Source organism: Faecalibaculum rodentium, from assembly GCF_001564455.1.
GTDB classification, from domain to species: domain Bacteria; phylum Bacillota_I; class Bacilli_A; order Erysipelotrichales; family Erysipelotrichaceae; genus Faecalibaculum; species Faecalibaculum rodentium.
Genome location: NZ_CP011391.1, coordinates 2,095,004 through 2,112,798 on the forward strand (window position 1 = coordinate 2,095,004; position 17,795 = coordinate 2,112,798).

17 protein-coding genes are annotated in these 17,795 nt (G+C 48.7%); 1 reads left to right on the forward strand and 16 read right to left on the reverse strand.

Annotated features, from left to right (window positions below; all coding sequences use genetic code 11):
- Position 1 precedes the first annotated feature (1 nt).
- From aalo17_RS10220 to aalo17_RS10235, 7 genes are all read right to left on the reverse strand, one after another.
- Positions 2-772 carry a DUF4422 domain-containing protein gene (locus aalo17_RS10220; protein WP_420806562.1) on the reverse strand — a complete coding sequence of 257 codons (771 nt, stop codon included), beginning with the start codon at positions 770-772 and terminating at the stop codon, positions 2-4.
- Positions 773-777: 5 nt separating this feature from the next.
- Complete coding sequence (locus aalo17_RS10225; protein ID WP_067559072.1) at positions 778-2,232, reverse strand: flippase; 1,455 nt, start codon at positions 2,230-2,232, stop codon at positions 778-780.
- Positions 2,233-2,245: 13 nt separating this feature from the next.
- Positions 2,246-2,740 carry an acyltransferase family protein gene (locus tag aalo17_RS13355; protein ID WP_350338626.1) on the reverse strand — a complete coding sequence of 165 codons (495 nt, stop codon included), beginning with the start codon at positions 2,738-2,740 and terminating at the stop codon, positions 2,246-2,248.
- Complete coding sequence (locus tag aalo17_RS13360; RefSeq protein WP_082743375.1) at positions 2,740-3,129, reverse strand: acyltransferase family protein; 390 nt, start codon at positions 3,127-3,129, stop codon at positions 2,740-2,742. Before aalo17_RS13360 ends, aalo17_RS13355 begins: the two co-directional genes overlap by 1 nt.
- The gene (locus tag aalo17_RS12475; RefSeq protein WP_082743376.1) at positions 3,126-3,332 is read right to left on the reverse strand and encodes a hypothetical protein; all 207 of its coding nucleotides are present in this window, start codon (positions 3,330-3,332) and stop codon (positions 3,126-3,128) included. Before aalo17_RS12475 ends, aalo17_RS13360 begins: the two co-directional genes overlap by 4 nt.
- A 38-nt stretch (positions 3,333-3,370) precedes the next feature.
- Positions 3,371-4,828, reverse strand: coding sequence for an LTA synthase family protein (locus tag aalo17_RS10230; protein ID WP_067559075.1), 1,458 nt, complete (start codon positions 4,826-4,828; stop codon positions 3,371-3,373).
- Between the two features lie 356 nt (positions 4,829-5,184).
- Complete coding sequence (locus aalo17_RS10235) at positions 5,185-8,049, reverse strand: TOTE conflict system archaeo-eukaryotic primase domain-containing protein (protein WP_158507787.1); 2,865 nt, start codon at positions 8,047-8,049, stop codon at positions 5,185-5,187.
- A gap of 230 nt (positions 8,050-8,279) precedes the next feature.
- Between aalo17_RS10235 and aalo17_RS10240 the strand changes: the two genes are divergently transcribed.
- On the forward strand, positions 8,280-8,510 hold the full coding sequence (locus aalo17_RS10240) for a hypothetical protein (RefSeq protein ID WP_067559081.1): 231 nt from the start codon (positions 8,280-8,282) through the stop codon (positions 8,508-8,510).
- A gap of 383 nt (positions 8,511-8,893) precedes the next feature.
- On the opposite strand, the gene aalo17_RS10245 is transcribed toward aalo17_RS10240, so the two are convergent.
- The 9 genes from aalo17_RS10245 to proC all read right to left on the reverse strand — a co-directional run bounded on the left by aalo17_RS10245 (position 8,894) and on the right by proC (position 17,667).
- On the reverse strand, positions 8,894-9,310 hold the full coding sequence (locus tag aalo17_RS10245; protein WP_067559083.1) for a hypothetical protein: 417 nt from the start codon (positions 9,308-9,310) through the stop codon (positions 8,894-8,896).
- A 9-nt stretch (positions 9,311-9,319) separates the two neighbouring features.
- Positions 9,320-9,790, reverse strand: coding sequence for a helix-turn-helix domain-containing protein (locus aalo17_RS10250; RefSeq protein WP_067559085.1), 471 nt, complete (start codon positions 9,788-9,790; stop codon positions 9,320-9,322).
- Positions 9,791-9,882: 92 nt separating this feature from the next.
- Positions 9,883-10,308 carry a hypothetical protein gene (locus aalo17_RS10255; RefSeq protein ID WP_067559086.1) on the reverse strand — a complete coding sequence of 142 codons (426 nt, stop codon included), beginning with the start codon at positions 10,306-10,308 and terminating at the stop codon, positions 9,883-9,885.
- Positions 10,309-10,447: 139 nt separating this feature from the next.
- Complete coding sequence (locus aalo17_RS10260; protein WP_067559088.1) at positions 10,448-10,999, reverse strand: NADPH-dependent FMN reductase; 552 nt, start codon at positions 10,997-10,999, stop codon at positions 10,448-10,450.
- A 292-nt stretch (positions 11,000-11,291) separates the two neighbouring features.
- A complete protein-coding gene (locus aalo17_RS10265; RefSeq protein ID WP_067559092.1) occupies positions 11,292-11,996 on the reverse strand; it encodes a transaldolase family protein in 705 nt (234 codons plus the stop codon).
- A gap of 61 nt (positions 11,997-12,057) precedes the next feature.
- Entirely contained in the window at positions 12,058-13,044 is a 987-nt protein-coding gene (locus aalo17_RS10270) for a glycyl-radical enzyme activating protein (protein WP_236940471.1), read from the reverse strand.
- 87 nt (positions 13,045-13,131) lie between these two features.
- On the reverse strand, positions 13,132-15,480 hold the full coding sequence (locus aalo17_RS10275; protein WP_067559095.1) for a glycyl radical protein: 2,349 nt from the start codon (positions 15,478-15,480) through the stop codon (positions 13,132-13,134).
- Positions 15,481-16,135: 655 nt separating this feature from the next.
- On the reverse strand, positions 16,136-16,888 hold the full coding sequence (locus aalo17_RS10280) for a DeoR/GlpR family DNA-binding transcription regulator (protein ID WP_067559098.1): 753 nt from the start codon (positions 16,886-16,888) through the stop codon (positions 16,136-16,138).
- Positions 16,885-17,667 (reverse strand): pyrroline-5-carboxylate reductase, encoded by a 783-nt coding sequence (gene proC, locus aalo17_RS10285; RefSeq protein WP_067559101.1) that lies wholly within the window; start codon positions 17,665-17,667, stop codon positions 16,885-16,887. The genes aalo17_RS10280 and proC overlap by 4 nt, the downstream gene beginning before the upstream one ends.
- Positions 17,668-17,795 lie beyond the last annotated feature (128 nt).

Genomic DNA, 17,795 nt, shown 5'->3' on the forward strand with positions numbered 1-17,795 from the left:
ATCAGAAGCTCCCTTCATACTTTTTTCCGAAGAATTTCGCTTTCAGAAACGCTGTCCCCTTCTTCACCCAGGGAACCGGTTCCATGGAAATCACAGGGACTTCTCTGTAAGTCAGGTGATTGGTGCTGATCCAGACGTCTAGGAGCAGTTCAGAAATTCGTCCAAACAGCCTGGCCTGAAACGCATCATACCGCCGGTAATCTACTTCCTTCTGTAGCTGTTTTAATACCCCGAATAGAAATGTGCAGTACTTGTCTGCAAGCTCCTTTTTCATGATGAACATATTGAACATATGACTGGATGTGGATTTCAAATGCCGGTCAAAAGCCGGTAGATACTCGGGATACTTTCTGGCGATAATATCTCGGGTTTTATCCAGATCTTCTTTGTAGTGGGTATGAGCGTAATGATCCCCGACAGATTCTATATAATAGTGCCTCTTTTTGGGCAGGATGATATCCGTGTTCTCCAGCAGCTTTTCCACCTCTTTGGTGGTCAGGACCGAGTCAAAAGGTGTTTCTCCCTTGTGCTTACCCTTGAAATGACGTCGGTAATGAGCCAGGCCGATGTAGTCGGTCACCAGGTTCTTCCAGCCCCAGTACAACCCTGTCAATTCGCAATAGTAGGGATTCAGACTCGATATATTGTCCCCATCGTCATCCCGCTGATAGCCAATAGAGGTTTTGCCGGCTGCACCAACCTGAACAGGTAGATACATAGAATCACTGGGGATGGTATAGGGCTTGTGTGCGGCAGTAATAATTTTGATCAAAAAAATCACCTCGGTTTCTCACATGTTTTTAATAATTTATTCACAACGCTCATGACAATAGACTCTCGGCAGATCAGCAGTGTCAGCACGCAAGTTCCAAAAAACAACAAGGCGCTGACAGCCAGCTGCCAGAACAGGCTGGAAAGCTGCAATCCTCTCAATCCCCATAATACGAGACTGCCAGCGAAAATCATCAGGATGAGCTCTTTGAACTCGATGGTCTGAATGATGGATGTCAGCAGTTTACGTAGATACCAGAACTGAAGCAGTGTGACAGCAAACTCCGCACAAAGTGTACCGATGGCTGCGCCAGAAGCTCCGAGAGATGGTATGAGCAGCAGGTTAAGCAGAAAGTCTACTACTGCTCCGAATATTACAGAGCGAAGTACCAGTATTTCCTTCCCGGTGGGGACTAGAACCTGAATCCCGGTAATGTTGGAGAGACCGATAAAGACAATGGTGGGCATGAGAATGATCATCGGTGCCACTGCAGGCAGATAGCCCGGTCCTGATAAAAACTCCACCACCGGTCTGGCATAGACAGAAAAGTAAATGCAGCAAGGGATGGAAAACAGTAGTACAAAGGAGAAGGCCTTTGATACCAGTGACAGGAATTCTTTCTCTTTTCCCTGCTCATAATAATAGGAGAGTCTGGGCAGTAGTACAGTCCCCAGCGAGGTCACCAGTGTGACCAGAATGGTCTTGATCTTGATGGCTGCGTTGTAGTATCCCACCACTTCGTTATCCTTTATGACTCCCAGCATCACCGTATCAAGGTTTGTATAGACGGTGGTTGCAACAGACATGAAAAAGAAGGTGAAGATGGGATACAAGTGCCGTCGAAAATTCCAGGGTCTGCAGGGATGTAGATTAACCAGTTTCCGCAAGCGAATGAAGTTGAACACAGCTGATCCAAAGGAAGATATAACTGTGACCAATCCGTACCAGAGTACATCCCCGGAATTACGGACAAGCAGAAACATGAGAGCCAGCCCCAGGGCCTTGAAGAGTACTGATACAAATGTGATGTAGGAATACTCTTCCAAGGCCTGGTATACCCAGTTCACGCCGATAACATTCAATAAAATAGCCGCTGAACAGATGGTGTAGAGGGTGGATTCTTCCCTGAATGTCGGTACGAACCACAAGAGGAGAAAGAATGCTGTATAGGAAATGAGCGCCATGATCAGGTTAATAATCAGCAGTTCCTGAACCGTTTTAGATAATTTTTCTTTATTATCCCGGACCTGGGCACATGCCCGGATCCCGTATGATGGTACTCCTAACATTGCAACCATGGTAAAGTAGGAAATCAATGAGGTGCCCATCGCTACTGCCCCCGTACCGTTGGGTCCTAAAATCCGCGAAACGTAAGGGAAAGTTATAAGTGGGAATAAGACCGAAGAAGCAGTTAAAAAAAAGTTCATAAAGAAGTTCAATGCTATTGATTTATTTTTCATAATAATTTATATACTAAGGCACTAAAGGCTTGAATATCCGGATTTTTCTTAGTAGATTGATTAATAAGATAGAAATAAAAATAATTAACCAAGGACCAATGAGTCGCCACCAAATTGACGTTTGACTGATGTCCATGAAATGCAATAAACCTAGAAGAACTAGCTGATGAAGTAAATAGATACCAAAAGTATATGGCCTGAACCATTCAGAAAATCTAATAATTGCTAATTGAATTCTATTTTTTCTATTTTGGCACTTGTTATAGATCTGTCGAATCAGTATAAAAACAGCAATAGACTGAAGATAGCAAGGGAGATTGTAATAGCCTTTGAAAGTCTCTACAATGTGATTCGCATTTATTGATAAGTAGTAAGTTGGAATTAGTTGCATAATAAACCCTATTGTACCCAATATATAAAGTACAATTCTTGTTCTTTTTCTTATGCTGTAATTACCAATTAAATATCCTATTATAAAATATAGATAATAGTTTGCAGATACAGGCATCAACTGAGATACAGAGATTTCAGAAAAAATGTATTACAAATAAATACAGCTACAACATTCAGCAAGAATCCCAAAACTGCAAGATATTCAAAAACATGCTTCCTGGATGCATTGGATATATTGGAGAATAACGGAACTGTTATGCAGATAGTAAAATAAGGAATGAAAAACCAATATACACTCACTAAGTTTCCATTAATTAGACCATCAATTATTACAGGGAAAGTAATTTCTAAGAGAGGAAACCATTCTAATACTATACTTTGATAATAAACGCCTAATACACTCCAAAAAAAATAAGGAATTAATACTTTCATTGCCCGATTCCTCAAGAATCTCTTTGTTCCATTCCTTTCTATACTTGGAATCAAAGTTATACCGGAAATCATAAAAAAATTGGAACAGCCCAATAGAGAACTGTTTCAATTATATTTGCTGTCATCCAATATCGAGCTTTCGGATCAAAATCCCAGAAGCATGTATTCACATGCAGATATACAACAGCTATAGCAGCTGCTACACTTAAAAAATCCACAGTCTTATCAAAATTTGTGAGGTGTTGGTTCAGCATCTTATCCTTATAATATTCCATAAAAATCACTCTTATCTTTTGACAATTGCGGTATCAAGTCACCGCAAGAAATTATCTATGTAGTAATTGCTAGGAGAATACAACATGGTGTCCAGTTTTTCCAAACCATACTGTTCAACTAGGGAGTCCTCGGTTTTAAATAGATCCGTTCCCAATCCTAATCTCTCCGAATCATACTGAACTCCCAAGGCACTCAAAGTCGTTGGAAACATATCCAAAGCGATAAACTCTCTTGAATCGCTTCTCTGAGGTATGGTCGCCGAATTAAGAATAGTATAATAAATCGATCTTTTAAAGTCTGAGTCAATTTTTTTTGACCATTCGTCATCCATTGTCAAATGATCACCAACGAGAATAATTGTTGTATTAGGATACCACTCTTGAGTCTCACACCATTTCACAAACGAATAGACTCGTTTATCAGAACAGCGGATTACATTGGAATATTGGCTGTCTTCAGTCTGCTCGCAATCCGGACACAAATATCCATCATAAAAATGAGTATCTGCGGTCAAAATTGTCAGGTTGAATGGTTGCTTATTTTTTAAATCAGACAAGATGTTTTTGGCATAATCAAACAGCTTTTTATCCTCAAAGCCCCAGTTTTCCCAATACTCTTGTGAAATCAGGCCGTGATTCTTTGCCCAATACACATCTTTGATATCGTAGTCCCCATGACTTTTGAAGTAGGTGCTTCGGCTGGAATAATTTGCATCGGATCCAAGCAGGAACATATTAGTATATCCGTTGTCTTCCAGAATATTCCCTAACGCATAGGCGCCAGGAATCACAGTAGCATTTGGATCAAAGTCATCCTGTGCTCTGAAACTCTTGATATTGATCCCTGCAGTCTGTGCTACAAGAGATCCCATTGTCCATCCCATGGCTCCCGAAGCCATGAACGAGGATCCTGCTCCAAAGTTTATCCCTTCTTTTCTCAGACGAGATAGATTAGGTATCAAACTTTTTTCAAAATCCCCTCCATTATTGATGTCATCATAAGTCTGCTCCATCGATTCCATATATATATAGATCAAATTCCGCTTCTGCTCTGGAAATGAAAAATGAACAGTTTTAGGATCAACATAATAATCCTGGTAAATTGTACCTGACCCCTGTTGTGCAGTCAGATAAGGACCTATTTTTGAAGCTTTGAATAAGTAGAATGAAGATAACGAGAAACAAAGCACAACGATAATCGTTGAGATTAATATTTTCTTATTATTCTGAGTTGTGAATACTGTTTTATACAAACCCCAAAATAATAGAACTGTACTTATTATCGGTAAAACCACACACCAGAAAATGCCCTTCATCACTATTTTTTTGTCAGCATTCCCTAATGGCTGAGCAAGATTAAATAGTATTTGTTCAAACGATACGTTGGCAAAATTAGATTGCAGATAAAACCCACTAAAGAAAAAAAGGCAAGTCAATAGAATTAAAATAACAGAAATTATAATAACGACATATCTTTTCCATTTGTTTTGTCTCATAATTTCCACTATACAACCTGATTTCCAGAATATATCCAAAAAGTGACTTCTTATTTTTTACTGTTTCTTTTAACTCGTAGAATATCATTGTTTTTATAATTTCATTTATTAAAATCGTTATATGTTAGATATAGTTACAAAGTTATATCAGTCAGGTCTAAGAGAAGGAAAAAGAGAATCGAAACAAGTGAAGGAAATATCTTAAATAGAACTGACTATTCCGATAACCTTTAGAATATTTATATTTAACAATATTATCATTAATGCACTGATTAAAGTGTTATTTTATACTGTCAGACCGCTTATTTGATATAGAGCGAAATTTGCAATTTTTCAGTCTTTCACACTATCTCAGTTCACCAACTCTCCACCACCATCTCCAGCAGCTCCGCAGCTGCCACTTTATCCTTCACCCGAATCAGATGGTTCCAGGCATCCTCCGGACCTAACAGGTTGATGCCGCCATCCCACACCAGTTCCCTGTCGATCACCGCAAACGGATCAACCGGATCATCCAGCTCCCGGACGGAAAAACCTGCTTCTTTCAACCGGCGGATCGCTGCATCCTTGGTCCCTTCCCAGCCATCATCGGCAGTAGTGAAAATGACAACGTCCACTTCATTCCTGCCTTCCATAGCCTGAAGCACTTTCTCTGCCCTGGAAAGAGTGATGGCAGGACTGGAAATTACGACTTCCTTTCTGGACTCCCGGAGATCCTGGAGGAAGGCATCCAGATAGTTGTCCAGGTCGAATATCGCATTGACGGTCTGGGATACCGCAGGATCTGTTGTCTGCAGCTGCCAGGCCGCCTTTTTGTATGTCTTCAGACGCTTTCGATACATCCCCTGGAATACCGGAATCCGCCGGTCAATGTAGTCATATACCTGCACTGTCTTCTTTCCGGGGTAGTCCCTGTTCAGCCGGCCGAGGAACTGCAGAAGCAGCCCTTCAAAGGCAATGGGTGATACAAGAAACAGGGTATCGAGCCGGGGATAGCTGAATCCTTCTCCGATTTTCTGGCCTGTGGCAATGATGAGAACTGATTCGTTGTCCGGAACTCTCTTCAGCTGACTCAGCTGTTCCCTGTTCTCTTTCTCAGAGTTGTCTCCATAAACCAGGAACAGATGATCTGCACTTCCTTCCAGGTGTCTGGCCAGCGTGGCTGCATGTGATTTCAGCCTTACGAATATGGCACAGGTATGACCTTCTGCAAGGGCCTGACGGACATCACCTGCAATCAGTTCGTTTCTCACAGGATCCTGTGCAATGTATTCATACAGCTCGTAGATGGCTGGCTTTTCTTCCCGCAGGCAGAGGCTGCGGGTAAACCGCGGGATAAGGAGCCTCTGCAGGTTCTGGCTCTTCGCCTTATCCATGGCACTGTAGGTGTGCCGAATATCGCCAATGAACATGGTGATAAGAGGATCCAGCTTGTCCGCCCGTTTCGGTGTGGCTGTCATGCCGTAGAGATACGCAGGAGAAATCCGGTCCAGGATCTTTCGAAAGGTCGGAGATGCTGCATGGTGGCATTCATCCACGATGACCATTCCATAGCGGTCAGGAATGGAATCCATGTTTCCCAGTGTCTGTGCCATGGCGATATCCACAAGGCCTGTCATGGTGTTTTTGGATCCCTTCAGGACACCGATGTGGCTTTTTCGCCTTCTGGTTTTCCCAGCCTTTGTCCGATACTCCGGAAGGGGTTCATCAAATTTCAAAAACTCCTCCAGCTCTTGCTGCCACTGTTCCAGAAGTGCGGTCTTTTCAATGAGAATCAGCGTATTGACCTTCCTGTGCGCTATCAGGCTGGCTGCCACAACGGTTTTTCCGAAGGAAGTGGCGGCAGAGAGAATTCCATAGTCGTATTTCAGCAGTTCTTCCTGCGCTGCCTGCTGTTCCTGTCGGAGCGAACCCTGGAATTCAACGCGAAGCCATGCTCCCTTTTGCCGTTTGTCTCTGATCCGATAGTCGATGCGGCTGCTTTCCAGCCGGTGTTTCAGCGTATCCCGTATTCCACGGGGCAGCCGGATATAGCCGTCCACATCGCTGCCGATATACAGGATGCGGGGTGTGTTCCAGTTGGAATATCCAAAGCGTGTGTTCTCATACCAGGCGGGATTTGCCATGGCTGCCAGATTCCGAATCTGATTCTGCAGTCTGGGATGGAGTGTGAGGGCATCTACATAGATGCCATCGGCGAGGATGATGGTCAGAGTTCCATAGACATCTTCGGGATGGAATTCACTGTTCTGCTTCCAGGGATCCGGGCGATACTGGCTAGTCATAGCCAGTCTTCCCGTCTCAACCGCAAGTTCCTGGCCCCAGGTTTGGATATACTGCTCCATTTGTTCTCTGGTGAGCTTCTGACACTCTTTCATGGCCTGCCACTGGTCGGGGATGGCATTCCAGTGTTCATCCACAAACGCTGTGTTGCCTTCTGTCAGCGAAGCACCGTGGAGGGGCAGTGCGATGAGACTGCCGAGATCCTCTGTCTGGTCCTGTGCGGGAAACATCCGGTCGTAACACTGGTAGGACCTGAGAGGAACCAGCTGGCTGCCTTTGTTCAGCAGCAGCATACCAAACTGCCTGGCTGTGGAAGCTTTGACAGGTTCCTTGAAAAAGATCCAGACATGAGATCCCTTTCCGGAACGGGATCTTTCCACAAGGCAGTTGATTCCCAGCTGGGTGCAGATCATCCGCAGGGTTTCAGCTTCCTTCCTCGTCTGGGCTGGATCAGAGGCTTCGCTGTGAGCGTCAAAGTCAAAAACCAGAAACCGGCAGGTCCCATCAGGATGCAGTGGATAGATTCCAACAGGATTTGAGGACCCCAGCAGATGCCGGAGCAGGATTTTAGGGTTGATTGCCTCCCAGCCCCTGTGCAGACACTTGCTGCAGGGAGATTTTGGATTCGTGTGTTTAGGACAGACGCCGGCATTCCAGCGATACAGACACTGGGGATACCATCCTCCGTTTTTGCCTCGTTTGGCGTACACATCCATGCGGCCCCAGAACATAGAAAAGAAGAATCGGACCATGTATTCGGTGATCCATGGAAACTGGATCCGGGCTCCCTGATCCGGATCTGTATCAGGGGCTGATGGCATGGGCACTGGCAAGGATATATCATGAGACTCAAGCTGTTTTCTTAATTGTCTGTTTTCCTGTTCGAGACTTCGATATTTCTTTGCGAGTTCAATCAATGCCTGTTGAAGATATTCCATGGCTTTATGATAACAAGTTTGTGTCGTCATAATGCAAGAAAGCCAAACCCTATGCCCTGTCCGGAGCAAAATGCCGGTTCTTTCTCAGGTGTCTGAATCTCTGCTATACTCAGGAAGACTCAGGAAAAATTGCTGCAACAGTAACGTGTGGATGCCTGTCGCCTGCTTTGGATAAAGCGGGTGAATCATGGCGTATCCCTGCTTCTGTGCAGAGCAGGAAAGAACAGTCCATGATTTTAGATGATTTGAACTTTGACGATATTGATCTGGATGTTTTGTTTGGGCGTGATTATGATGGCAAGGAATTTGACATGACGGAATATGTCGGTGTATGGAATGGATATGATGTGTATCTCGGGTATGCAGATGGAGAAGATCATGTCCTGCTGGTCAAGGGGAAACGGGCGTGGTATCCCAACAGTATGGACCTCGATGAGATCAAATACATCTTTGATCTCTGAGACTGACTGATTGACTGTCACAAGACGGGCGAGGTCGGTCGTGTCTTTCCCAGGACTGGTTTTGCTATTTTTCCTACAGCGATTTTAAAAAGCCTGGCGCTTTCACCACCGAAGCACCAGGCTTGTTTTTATGAATCATTCAATTCACCTGCTTAAGGAAGTTCAAAATGAGATTCTGGCGGCAACAGAGATAGCTGTTTCAATCACAGTCATCAAAGTGTCAGGTTACCAAGCCTTCCATTTCATGATAAGAAGCTGCTATAAGAAATCCAAAAGCTGGAAACTGCTCGATTTATTGTTGGCAAACGACCAGTAGTTCGGCATATGGCCGGAGTCCACCCCATTGCGAATGAGCAGATTTCATTTCAATCGTTTCAGAAGTGTCAGGAATCCGATTTTCGTTCGAGCACAATATCATGATCCAGATCCAGACGACTGCAGTCAATGATTGGGAGCTTCACTTCCGATATTGTGTAGGATGTAATAGTCTGGACTGCCTCACGTACGTAAGGGAATGCAACAGCCATGAATCTTTTAATATGAGAGTTGATAGCATCAATATCATCTTCTTCAAAATCCCGAATCAGTCCCTCATCCTGCAGGGAAAAAATACTGGTAAATTCCATTGGAACTTCCTTGTCATGCTTTCCGCACAGCAAAATCTGGATCCCAACCGAGAGAAGGCGGTTTTTCCTTCTGTAATCATAACCGGTCACCCCTATTACAATTTCTTCGTAAGGATGTACTTCAGAGAGTTCATATTCAAGCTTTTCAAGCTTAAAATCCAAATAAGTAAACATATTCCCCCCCTACGCCTGCAGAAACACAGCTTGATTCTTAGCTCTGTCCACTGTCTCGACAGGTACGTATACATCAATCGCAGATGGTCTGCTTTGCCAGCTGTTTTCTTCAGATTCCCATTTCCCGATATCATAACAGTCAAGGGCATAGGCTCGAATCTTGTGACATTCTCTCGCTTCATCTTTTCGCTTAGGTTCAGTAACGGCGCTCTTCCTGAACTGGTACAACTCGCTCACCAGCTCGGGGTGTCGATCCAGCAGGTAAAGAGTCCTGCTGGCGGCTCCTTTGATTGGGTTGGCCCCCTGTTCCCATTTTTCAATGGTTTTTTCGCTTAGCCCCAGCATCTTTGCCATCATTCTCTGTGAAAGTCCCAGTTTCTGCCGAAGGGCTTTTGCAAAACTATTGGTCGTAATCTCTTCTGTGTTTGTAAACTCATTTTTACAAACAGGCATCTTTTTCAAAGCTTCTATATCAAACATATTCTCTCCTCTAAATATCTTCAGGTCTTTGACCTGAAGCAGTCAATCCACATCTTTCACGCCAGGGTTCCACTATTTTTTTCCGAAATCGGTCATTCTTTTTCACTGGCTTCCCGGACTTTCTCCAGGTTGCTGACCAATTTACGAAGCTGATTCTTCTCGTTGGATGTCAAATCAGTCTTCGGCTTCTTTCCTGCATGTTTATGATAAATATGACAGATAAATGAAGTCTCGCAAAGAGCTGCAACCAGAATGATCCTGTATCCTCCACGTTTGCCACTATTGCGCTTTGGATCTTTGCAGCGCATTTTATAAACAGCCAGATCCGAATATTTCTCTGACTGAATCAATCTGCTTCCAGAACGATCATTCTCGAGATCATCCGCTACATCCTGAAGTATCTGATTGTATCCTGACTGCCCAAGTCCCGTTCTCTTCAGATCTTTCTCCAGGTCAAACCCATAATCCTTCAGTTCCCGCAGGAGATCAGGACTGTCAAAAGTATCAGTCAGATTCATAATCCATCCCCAATCGCCCTATTTAGTAGGGTATTCAAATCATACCATATTCTGCCTTTGAAAAAGATATATATTACCGTTATGGATTCAAAAAGCCTAGCGCTTTACTCCTGAAGCACCAGGCTCATTTTCTGTTCATTTATCCCAGTAGTGTATCGATCTGCCCTTCGAGCATTTCCTTCACACCCGGTGTCTTCATGACATCATCGCTGCCCCAGCTTTCCGGAGACAGGGCAATGCCTTCAGAACTGATCACCGTCATGCCCATGAACTTGCAAAGCAGAGACAGGTTTTTCCTTACGCCAAAGCCTGCAGCCCTGCCACCGGCGGTTGTCAGCAGCACTTTTCGGCCATAGACCGCTGTATCCGATTTATCCGCCCCGGGCTTCAGCCCCCGGGACAGCCAGTCCAGCAGGTTCTTTTCTCCGCCGGGAATCTGCCCGTTATATTCCGGGGAAAAGATCCAGATCACATTGCAGCCCATGACCTCATCCCGGACTTTCTGCACAGCTTCCGGTGTCGGGAACTCGTCATCCTGACTGAAAAACGGCACATCGAGCCACTCGATCATTTCCACCTTCTGCCCCTTTTCCTCCAGCATGGTTCTCGCAAGACTGGCCAGCTGTCTGTTGAAGCTGTTCTTTCTCCTGCTGCCCACCAGCAGCCCGATTGTATCGGTTTCATTGTTCATTGATTGTTCCTCCTGAATGATATGGGATAAACCAGTGATTCCCGGCTTTCTCCCTCTCTCTTCAGTATAAAGGGTCAAGTGGAACGGGCTCTGTCTGGTGCCCCTGCGGTATATAGAAAAGTGTTCCACTGATTCCGGTTGTATTTGCGGTCATGACAACGGTCCTGACAACATCGTCACTCTTCCACCATCGGCACTCCCCGTCTCCACCATCCCCATCACAAAAAGCAGCGGCTGCCCCCTGCCCGGGAGAAACCACTGCTTTTGTTCGTCATTCTGTTTGAAATCTGCTTTATTCCTCTGTCAGCTTGTCTTCGATGTCTTCACTTTCATCGAACAGAGTATCCCGCATATAGGCGCGGTTCCAGTTCACACAGAACTCACCTACGGCAATGCGCGTGGCCGGGTGGTTGATCATTTCATAGACCACATCCGCAGGCACTGTCACGGCTCCAATGCCGTTTTCAATCAGCTCGCTGACCTGGCCCACGTTTTTGAAGCTCGCCGCAATCACCTTGGAATCCAGACCGTTTTCCTTGATCATCCGGTTCAGCTTCAGGACCTCGGCAACGCCGTCACCATAGTTGCACATCCGGTTGGTATAGGGAGCCAGGTAGTTGGCACCGTTCTGCGCTGCCAGGAATCCCTGTGCAGGGGTGTAAATGGCTGTGGCCAGAGTCTTGATGCCTTCCTTGCGGCACTGTTTCAGAGCCTTGAGACCGTCACGAGAAACCGGGATCTTCACATACATGTTTTCCGGGCGCATGGCGCTGATCTTCCGGGCTTCGTCCATGATGCCTTCATAGTCTGTCTTGACGACCTGCACGAAGAGCTTCTGCTCCGGGGACAGGATGGAAATGATTTCCGGCAGCACATCCTCGGGCATCCGCCCGCTTTTTGTCAGGATCGTGGGGTTGGTGGTGACACCGGCGACTGTGATCAGTTCATTGAGATCGCGAATGCGTGCAACATCGGCTGTATCCAGCATGAATTCCATAAGAAGTTCCTCCTTGTACCTTGTCTGTTCTATGTGATTTATCGTATCTGCCAGATCCGGGTCACTCCTCGATGAGGTTCATGACACCGTTGTCACTGGCAGTTTGTCTGAATGCGTTCATTTCATCCCCAGTGAACATGGGATGAGGCGGCAGGCTGTAGTCCTGTCCCGTCATTTCGTATTTCGCCGACGCAAGCGGGTTGTAGTTGAGCAGCTCATACTTGACGCCGGGGTAATGGCCCGAGATCCACCGGGCGATGCCGCCGATGTTTTCCTTCGTGGCAGTATATCCCGGAATCAGCGGGGTGCGGATGATGACCTTGTCCCTGTGCTCCGGGGAATCCAGGAGCCAGGCAATGTTTTCCAGGATCTGGGTGTTGTCCCGCCCTGTGGCGTGTCTGTGCCCTGCCGGATCCAGGATCTTGATGTCGGCGAAGATCCGGTCAAGGTAGGGGGCACAGGCCTTCACCAGGGTCGGGTCGGCGAAGAAACTCGATTCAATCGCGGTGTGAAATCCCTCGGCTTTGCATCGCTTCAGGATATCCTCCAGGAAGTGTCCTTGGAGAAAAGGCTCGCCACCGGAGAACGTCACGCCGCCGCCGCTCTTAAAGAATACCGCATCTTCCCGGATCTTTTCCATCAGGGTGTCCAGGTCATAGGGCGTGCTGTCGTAGCGGATCGCCGCCGCAGGACAGGCATAGACGACTTCATCGAAATGCCCGGGGTACTGATGGTTCAGCACCGGTGCCCCGTCTTTCCATTCCAGCTGACCTGGTCTGGCAGCGGCTTTGCAGCGGCCGCAGTGAATGCACTGGTTTTTCAGATACACCGGCTGTCTGGCAGCCCTGAGCCCTTCGGGGTTCTGGCACCATTTGCAGCGAAGGGGACAGCCTTTGAAGAACACCGTCGTGCGGATCCCGTCTCCGTCATGCACGGCAAACCGCTTGATGTCAAACACCAGAGCCTTCCAGTGAGGCTGCAGGTGATGCCTTTCAGCTTCTCCCTGAATCTCGCAGGTGTCTGTCATCTGCCTTTCAGTTGTATTCATGAAAGGTTCCCTCCTCTCTGCCTCCGGCCTCACCCCATCTGACAGCGGTCCGGCTGCCCGGACTTCCGGCCAGCCGGTAAGGCCATACTAGATATCCGCGTAGCTGGTCCGCTCGATGATTTCGTCCTGGAGCTTGCCGGCCAGTTCCGTAAAGTACGCAGTATAACCTGCAACCCGCACCGTCAGGGACTGGTGCCGCTCCGGATGGATCTGGGCATCGATCAGGTCCTCCCGGTTCACAACATTGAACTGAATATGGGGAATCTCCAGGTCCACGAACGCCCGCAGGAAGTGCTCGAACTTGTCCCGCCCTGTCTGAGTCCGGAAGAACTCCGGCAGGAATTTCATGTTCAGCAGTCCGCCATTGGTTGTGAAGGAATCATCCATCCGGGAAACGGATTTCAGCACCGCCGTCGGTCCGGTCATGTCCCGGCCATATACCGGCGACATCCCGCCATCCGCCAGAGGCTCTTTCGCTTTCCGCCCATCGGCAGAGGCGCCGACATTTTCCCCCATCGGAACGTGAGCGCTGACGGTGTACATTCCCGTGTGGTACGGGCCGCCGCGGTAGTTGGTGTAGTCCTTCATCCGCTCCCGGAAGTAGCCAGCCCACTTGGCCCCCAGGTCATCCACCCATTGGATGTCGTTGCCGTACTTCGGTGCCCGCTTCAGCAGCATCGTCTGCGTAATTTCATGACCCTCGAAGTTCTCCGCCAGAGCCTGCTTCAGCTCCTCGCGGGAAATCCGCTTCTCATCGTAAACCAGTTCCTTGATCGCCGCCAGGGAATCCGCCAGGTTGGCCACCTGAATCATCTGGATCCCCGAGAGGTTGTACTTTGCGCCGCCCGCCGTGACATCCAGGCCCTTGTCCAGGCAGTCGTCAATGACCGCCGACAGGAAAGCCGTCGGCAGACAGTCCTGATGCGCCTTTTCCACCACCACTTCGGCTTTCATCATTTCATCAATGAAATGGTCGATGGTCTTCCGGAAGGCCTCCTCGAGTTCTTCAAAGGTTTCGAATTCCTCGATCCCCCCGAAATCCGGGCCAATCTGTTCGCCCGTCAGCAGGCACTTGCCGTGGTTCATCGCCAGCTCCAGGGCTTTGTTCAGATTGAACATCGCCGCATCGCTCCACCCCAGGTTGTTGCCGTGGGTTGTGAGCTCCACGCAGCCCACAATGGCGTAGTCCCGCGCATCTTTTTCCTCGATGCCCAGGTCCTGGACCATGGTGTGAATGATTGCCTCGTCATTGAAGAACTGCGGCATGCCGGAGCCCTTCGCCACGACCTGGATCGCATCCTGCAACAGTTCCCGGCTCGTGTTGCGGTTCAGCCGCACAGAGAGATTGGGCTGCGGCAGCCCCAGGTCGTACTGCGCCTTGAGGAGCAGCAGCGACAGGTCATTGTAGGTGTCGTTGCCCTCTTCGTCCACGCCGCCAATCGCGATATTGAACCCGATGGGGAACCCCGCGAAGTACTTCGCCGAGTGCTGGTTGCGCAGATAGACGATCTGGTTGAATTTCAGCCACAGCGCCTCGAGGATCTCCAGAGCTTTCTGTTCCGTGAGCCTGCCCTCCCGGATGTCTTTTTCATAATACGGCCAGAGGTACTGGTCCATGCGCCCGGGCGAGAAAGAAGAAGCGTTGGATTCCATGTGGAGGATCGTGAACAGGAACCAAAGAGACTGCACCGCTTCGTGGAAGGTCTGTGCCCCGCGGTCCGCAAGTGCCTCGCAGATATCCGCCAGATCCAGCAGATCATCCCGATAAGCTTCGTTCTCCGCCGCTGTTTTCTCCAGCAGCCGGGCATATCGCCGCATGAAGGTCCGGGCGCCTTCCATCACGAGAATCACCGCATCGTAGAACTCCGGGTTATCCGGGTGCTGTTCCTTCGCCTGCCGCGCTTTTTCCGCCAGCCCTGCTGGTCCAAGTTCCAGCCACAGCTTCGTATCCGGACAGATGTGTCCCTGTGCATGGTCCTTCTGGTTGATCTTCACGACCTTCGCCATAGCCGAAATTTCCGGACCATAGTTCTGTGAAATCACATCTTCCATGGACCGCCCGTGCCAATATGGATAGATTTCTTCCCGGAACTCCCGGATGTCTTCCTCACGCACCTGGAACTTGTCCTGGGGCCTGGTGGGCAGTGTCTCGAATTCCTCGTTGATCCATTTCAGACCCGATTCCGGGAACACCACACCCGCGCGGACGCCTTTGGTCCGGTTGCCGACGATGAGTTCCTCGGGCTGCACTGCAATTTCGAGTTCCTCCAGCGCGGCTTTCAGGGAAAGGGCACGCTTGAGTACCGTGGACTTGTCTTCGTTTTCCTTATAGACCCGGGTGATGATTCGTGCCTGTTCAATGGAGGCATACCGGGGCTCCGCGAGCATTTTGTCTTTCAGAATGTCAATGCGTTCTGTTTTCTTCAAATCTTTCATTGCGTGCTCCTTGTCTTGTTTACACTTACCAGTATACCGAAATAACTCTTGTTTTCAATTGTTTTATATTGTTTTTGCGAATAAACGAGACAGAACAGTCTTTCCTGCCGATGATGACAGGCAGCTGAAGGCGCGGCTGCAGCCGGGCATTCAGCACGCCGCCCTGGATGTGTGTTCCTGTTAATCTGGAAAATCCTGGGGATAGCGGTGCTCTGAAGATCGGTTGAAATAAAAAGGCAGCCAATAATCTGGATTTGCGTGAGAAACGGTCTGTTATGGAGAGAGTTCAGGCTTTTCGTGAGAAAATTGCGTGTTTTCGTGAGATTTATCGTGAGAAATCTCACGAAAATCTCAGGATTCACAGGAAAACCGGCTGTTTTGGGAAGAAAAAGAGGAGGATTCTCTGCTCAGAAGGTAATCATTAGTTGATATAGCAGAGAATAATATAAAATGAGTAATCCAGCAGTGAATTTGCGTGAGATTTTTTCCTTTTCATGAGAAAAATGTCCGTTTTCGTGAGAATTATCGTGAGAAATCTCACGAAACTCTCAGGATTTCACACGATTTCCGGATTTCTCCATAGCCTCCTATCCAAAAAACTGCCGGTGAAGCCCTGTGTATTCCACAGCCTTCATCGGCAGTTTTATCATGGTTCTTACAATACCTCGGTGAGCTCCGCTGCAGCCTGCCGCTGGGTGGAACTGTCGCCGGTGATCAGGACATCGAAGTCCGAGACATGAGCGAAAATGAATGCACCGTCCTGGTTGAACTTGCTGCTTTCCGCAAACAGCACCGTCCGGCGGCTGGACTCCATGACGGCTTTTTTCGTGAGTCCATCCTCGACGTTGTAGGTCATGACCGCATCCTTGTCGAGATTCACCCCCACGGCCCCCATGAAGGAGACCGCAAAATTGAATTCCCGGATCTGGCGCTGGGCGAGTCCCCCGACAAATCCGTCCCGTCCTTTGTTCAGCTGGCCGCCAATGAACAGCACCTGCCGGTTTTCATCTGCGGCGAAAAGATCCAGGATCTGTGTCATATTCGTGACCACCGTGACATCGATGTTTTCCTGGATCATGAGCCGCGCCAGCTGCAGCGTGGTGCTCGATATCCCCAGAAACACCAGGGATCCCGGCTCCATGAGCGACAGCGCTTTGCGGGCCATGGCAGTTTTTTCCTCCACGTTCTCAATCACCCGGTCCCGGGCCTTCATGATGTGGAAATTGCTGCGGACGCTCACAGCTCCGCCGTGGATGCGCCTGAGCTGTCCCTGTTTCTCCAGCGCTGTCAGGTCCTTGCGGATGCAGTCTTCTGTCACTTCGAATTCCCGTGCCAGGTCCTTCACCAGCACCTGCCGGGTGATGGCCAGCCGCCGCAGGATCTGCTCGTGGCGTTCGTTCTGCGTCATTGCCGGTTCATCACCGCATCCACCGCATCAATGATGTCACCCCGGAATCCGTCTTTTTCCAGCTGCGACACCCCGCGGATCGTGGTGCCCCCGGGACTGCAGACAGAATCTTTCATCACTCCGGGGTGATTGTGGTCAGCCATGAACAGCGCACCGGTGCCTTCCAGGACCCGGGCCGCCATTTCCAGTGCCTGCGCCCGCTGCAGGCCATATTTTACGCCTGCATCCGAGAGAGCCTCGATGAACATCGCCGCAAATGCCGGGGAGCATCCGGCTATGGTCCCTGCGATGCCCATGTGCTCGCTGTCCACCGGTGCAATCAGCGCGATGGGCCCGAACAGCTCCGCCAGTTTTGCCTCCATATCTGCACTGAGAGTGGACCCGGTTTCCCACACCAGGATCCCCTGCCCCACGCGGATGGGTGTATTGGGCATCACACAGAGGCTTTCGCAGTCATCCGGCAGCAGCGGCCGGAGTTTCCTGTCGGTAAATCCCGCCGCAATGCAGACGACGGTTTTGTTCACCAGTGCACTGCGGATCTCCTGTGTCACGGTCTCCATCATATAGGGTTTGACAGCCAGGATCACCACATCTCCGGCTGCCGCAGCCTCCAGATTTGTCTGACAGGCATGAATGCCGAGCGTGGCGGCTTTTTTCTCCAGTTTGTCGAAATGCGCTGCACTGGCGTAGATGTTCTGCGCCGGCAGGCAGTCAAATTCGATCAGTCCCTGAGCCATGGCCCCTGCCATGTTCCCGAATCCAATAAATGAAAGCTTCATGGTGTCTCCTTCTGTTCCTTCTGTACCTTATTATTTGTATCTTCTGTTTTCTATTACTTGTATCCTCTGTTTTCTGCTGTCAGGCAGCATCCCCCCAAGCCTCTGGACCGGGCAGCCATCTTCCGATG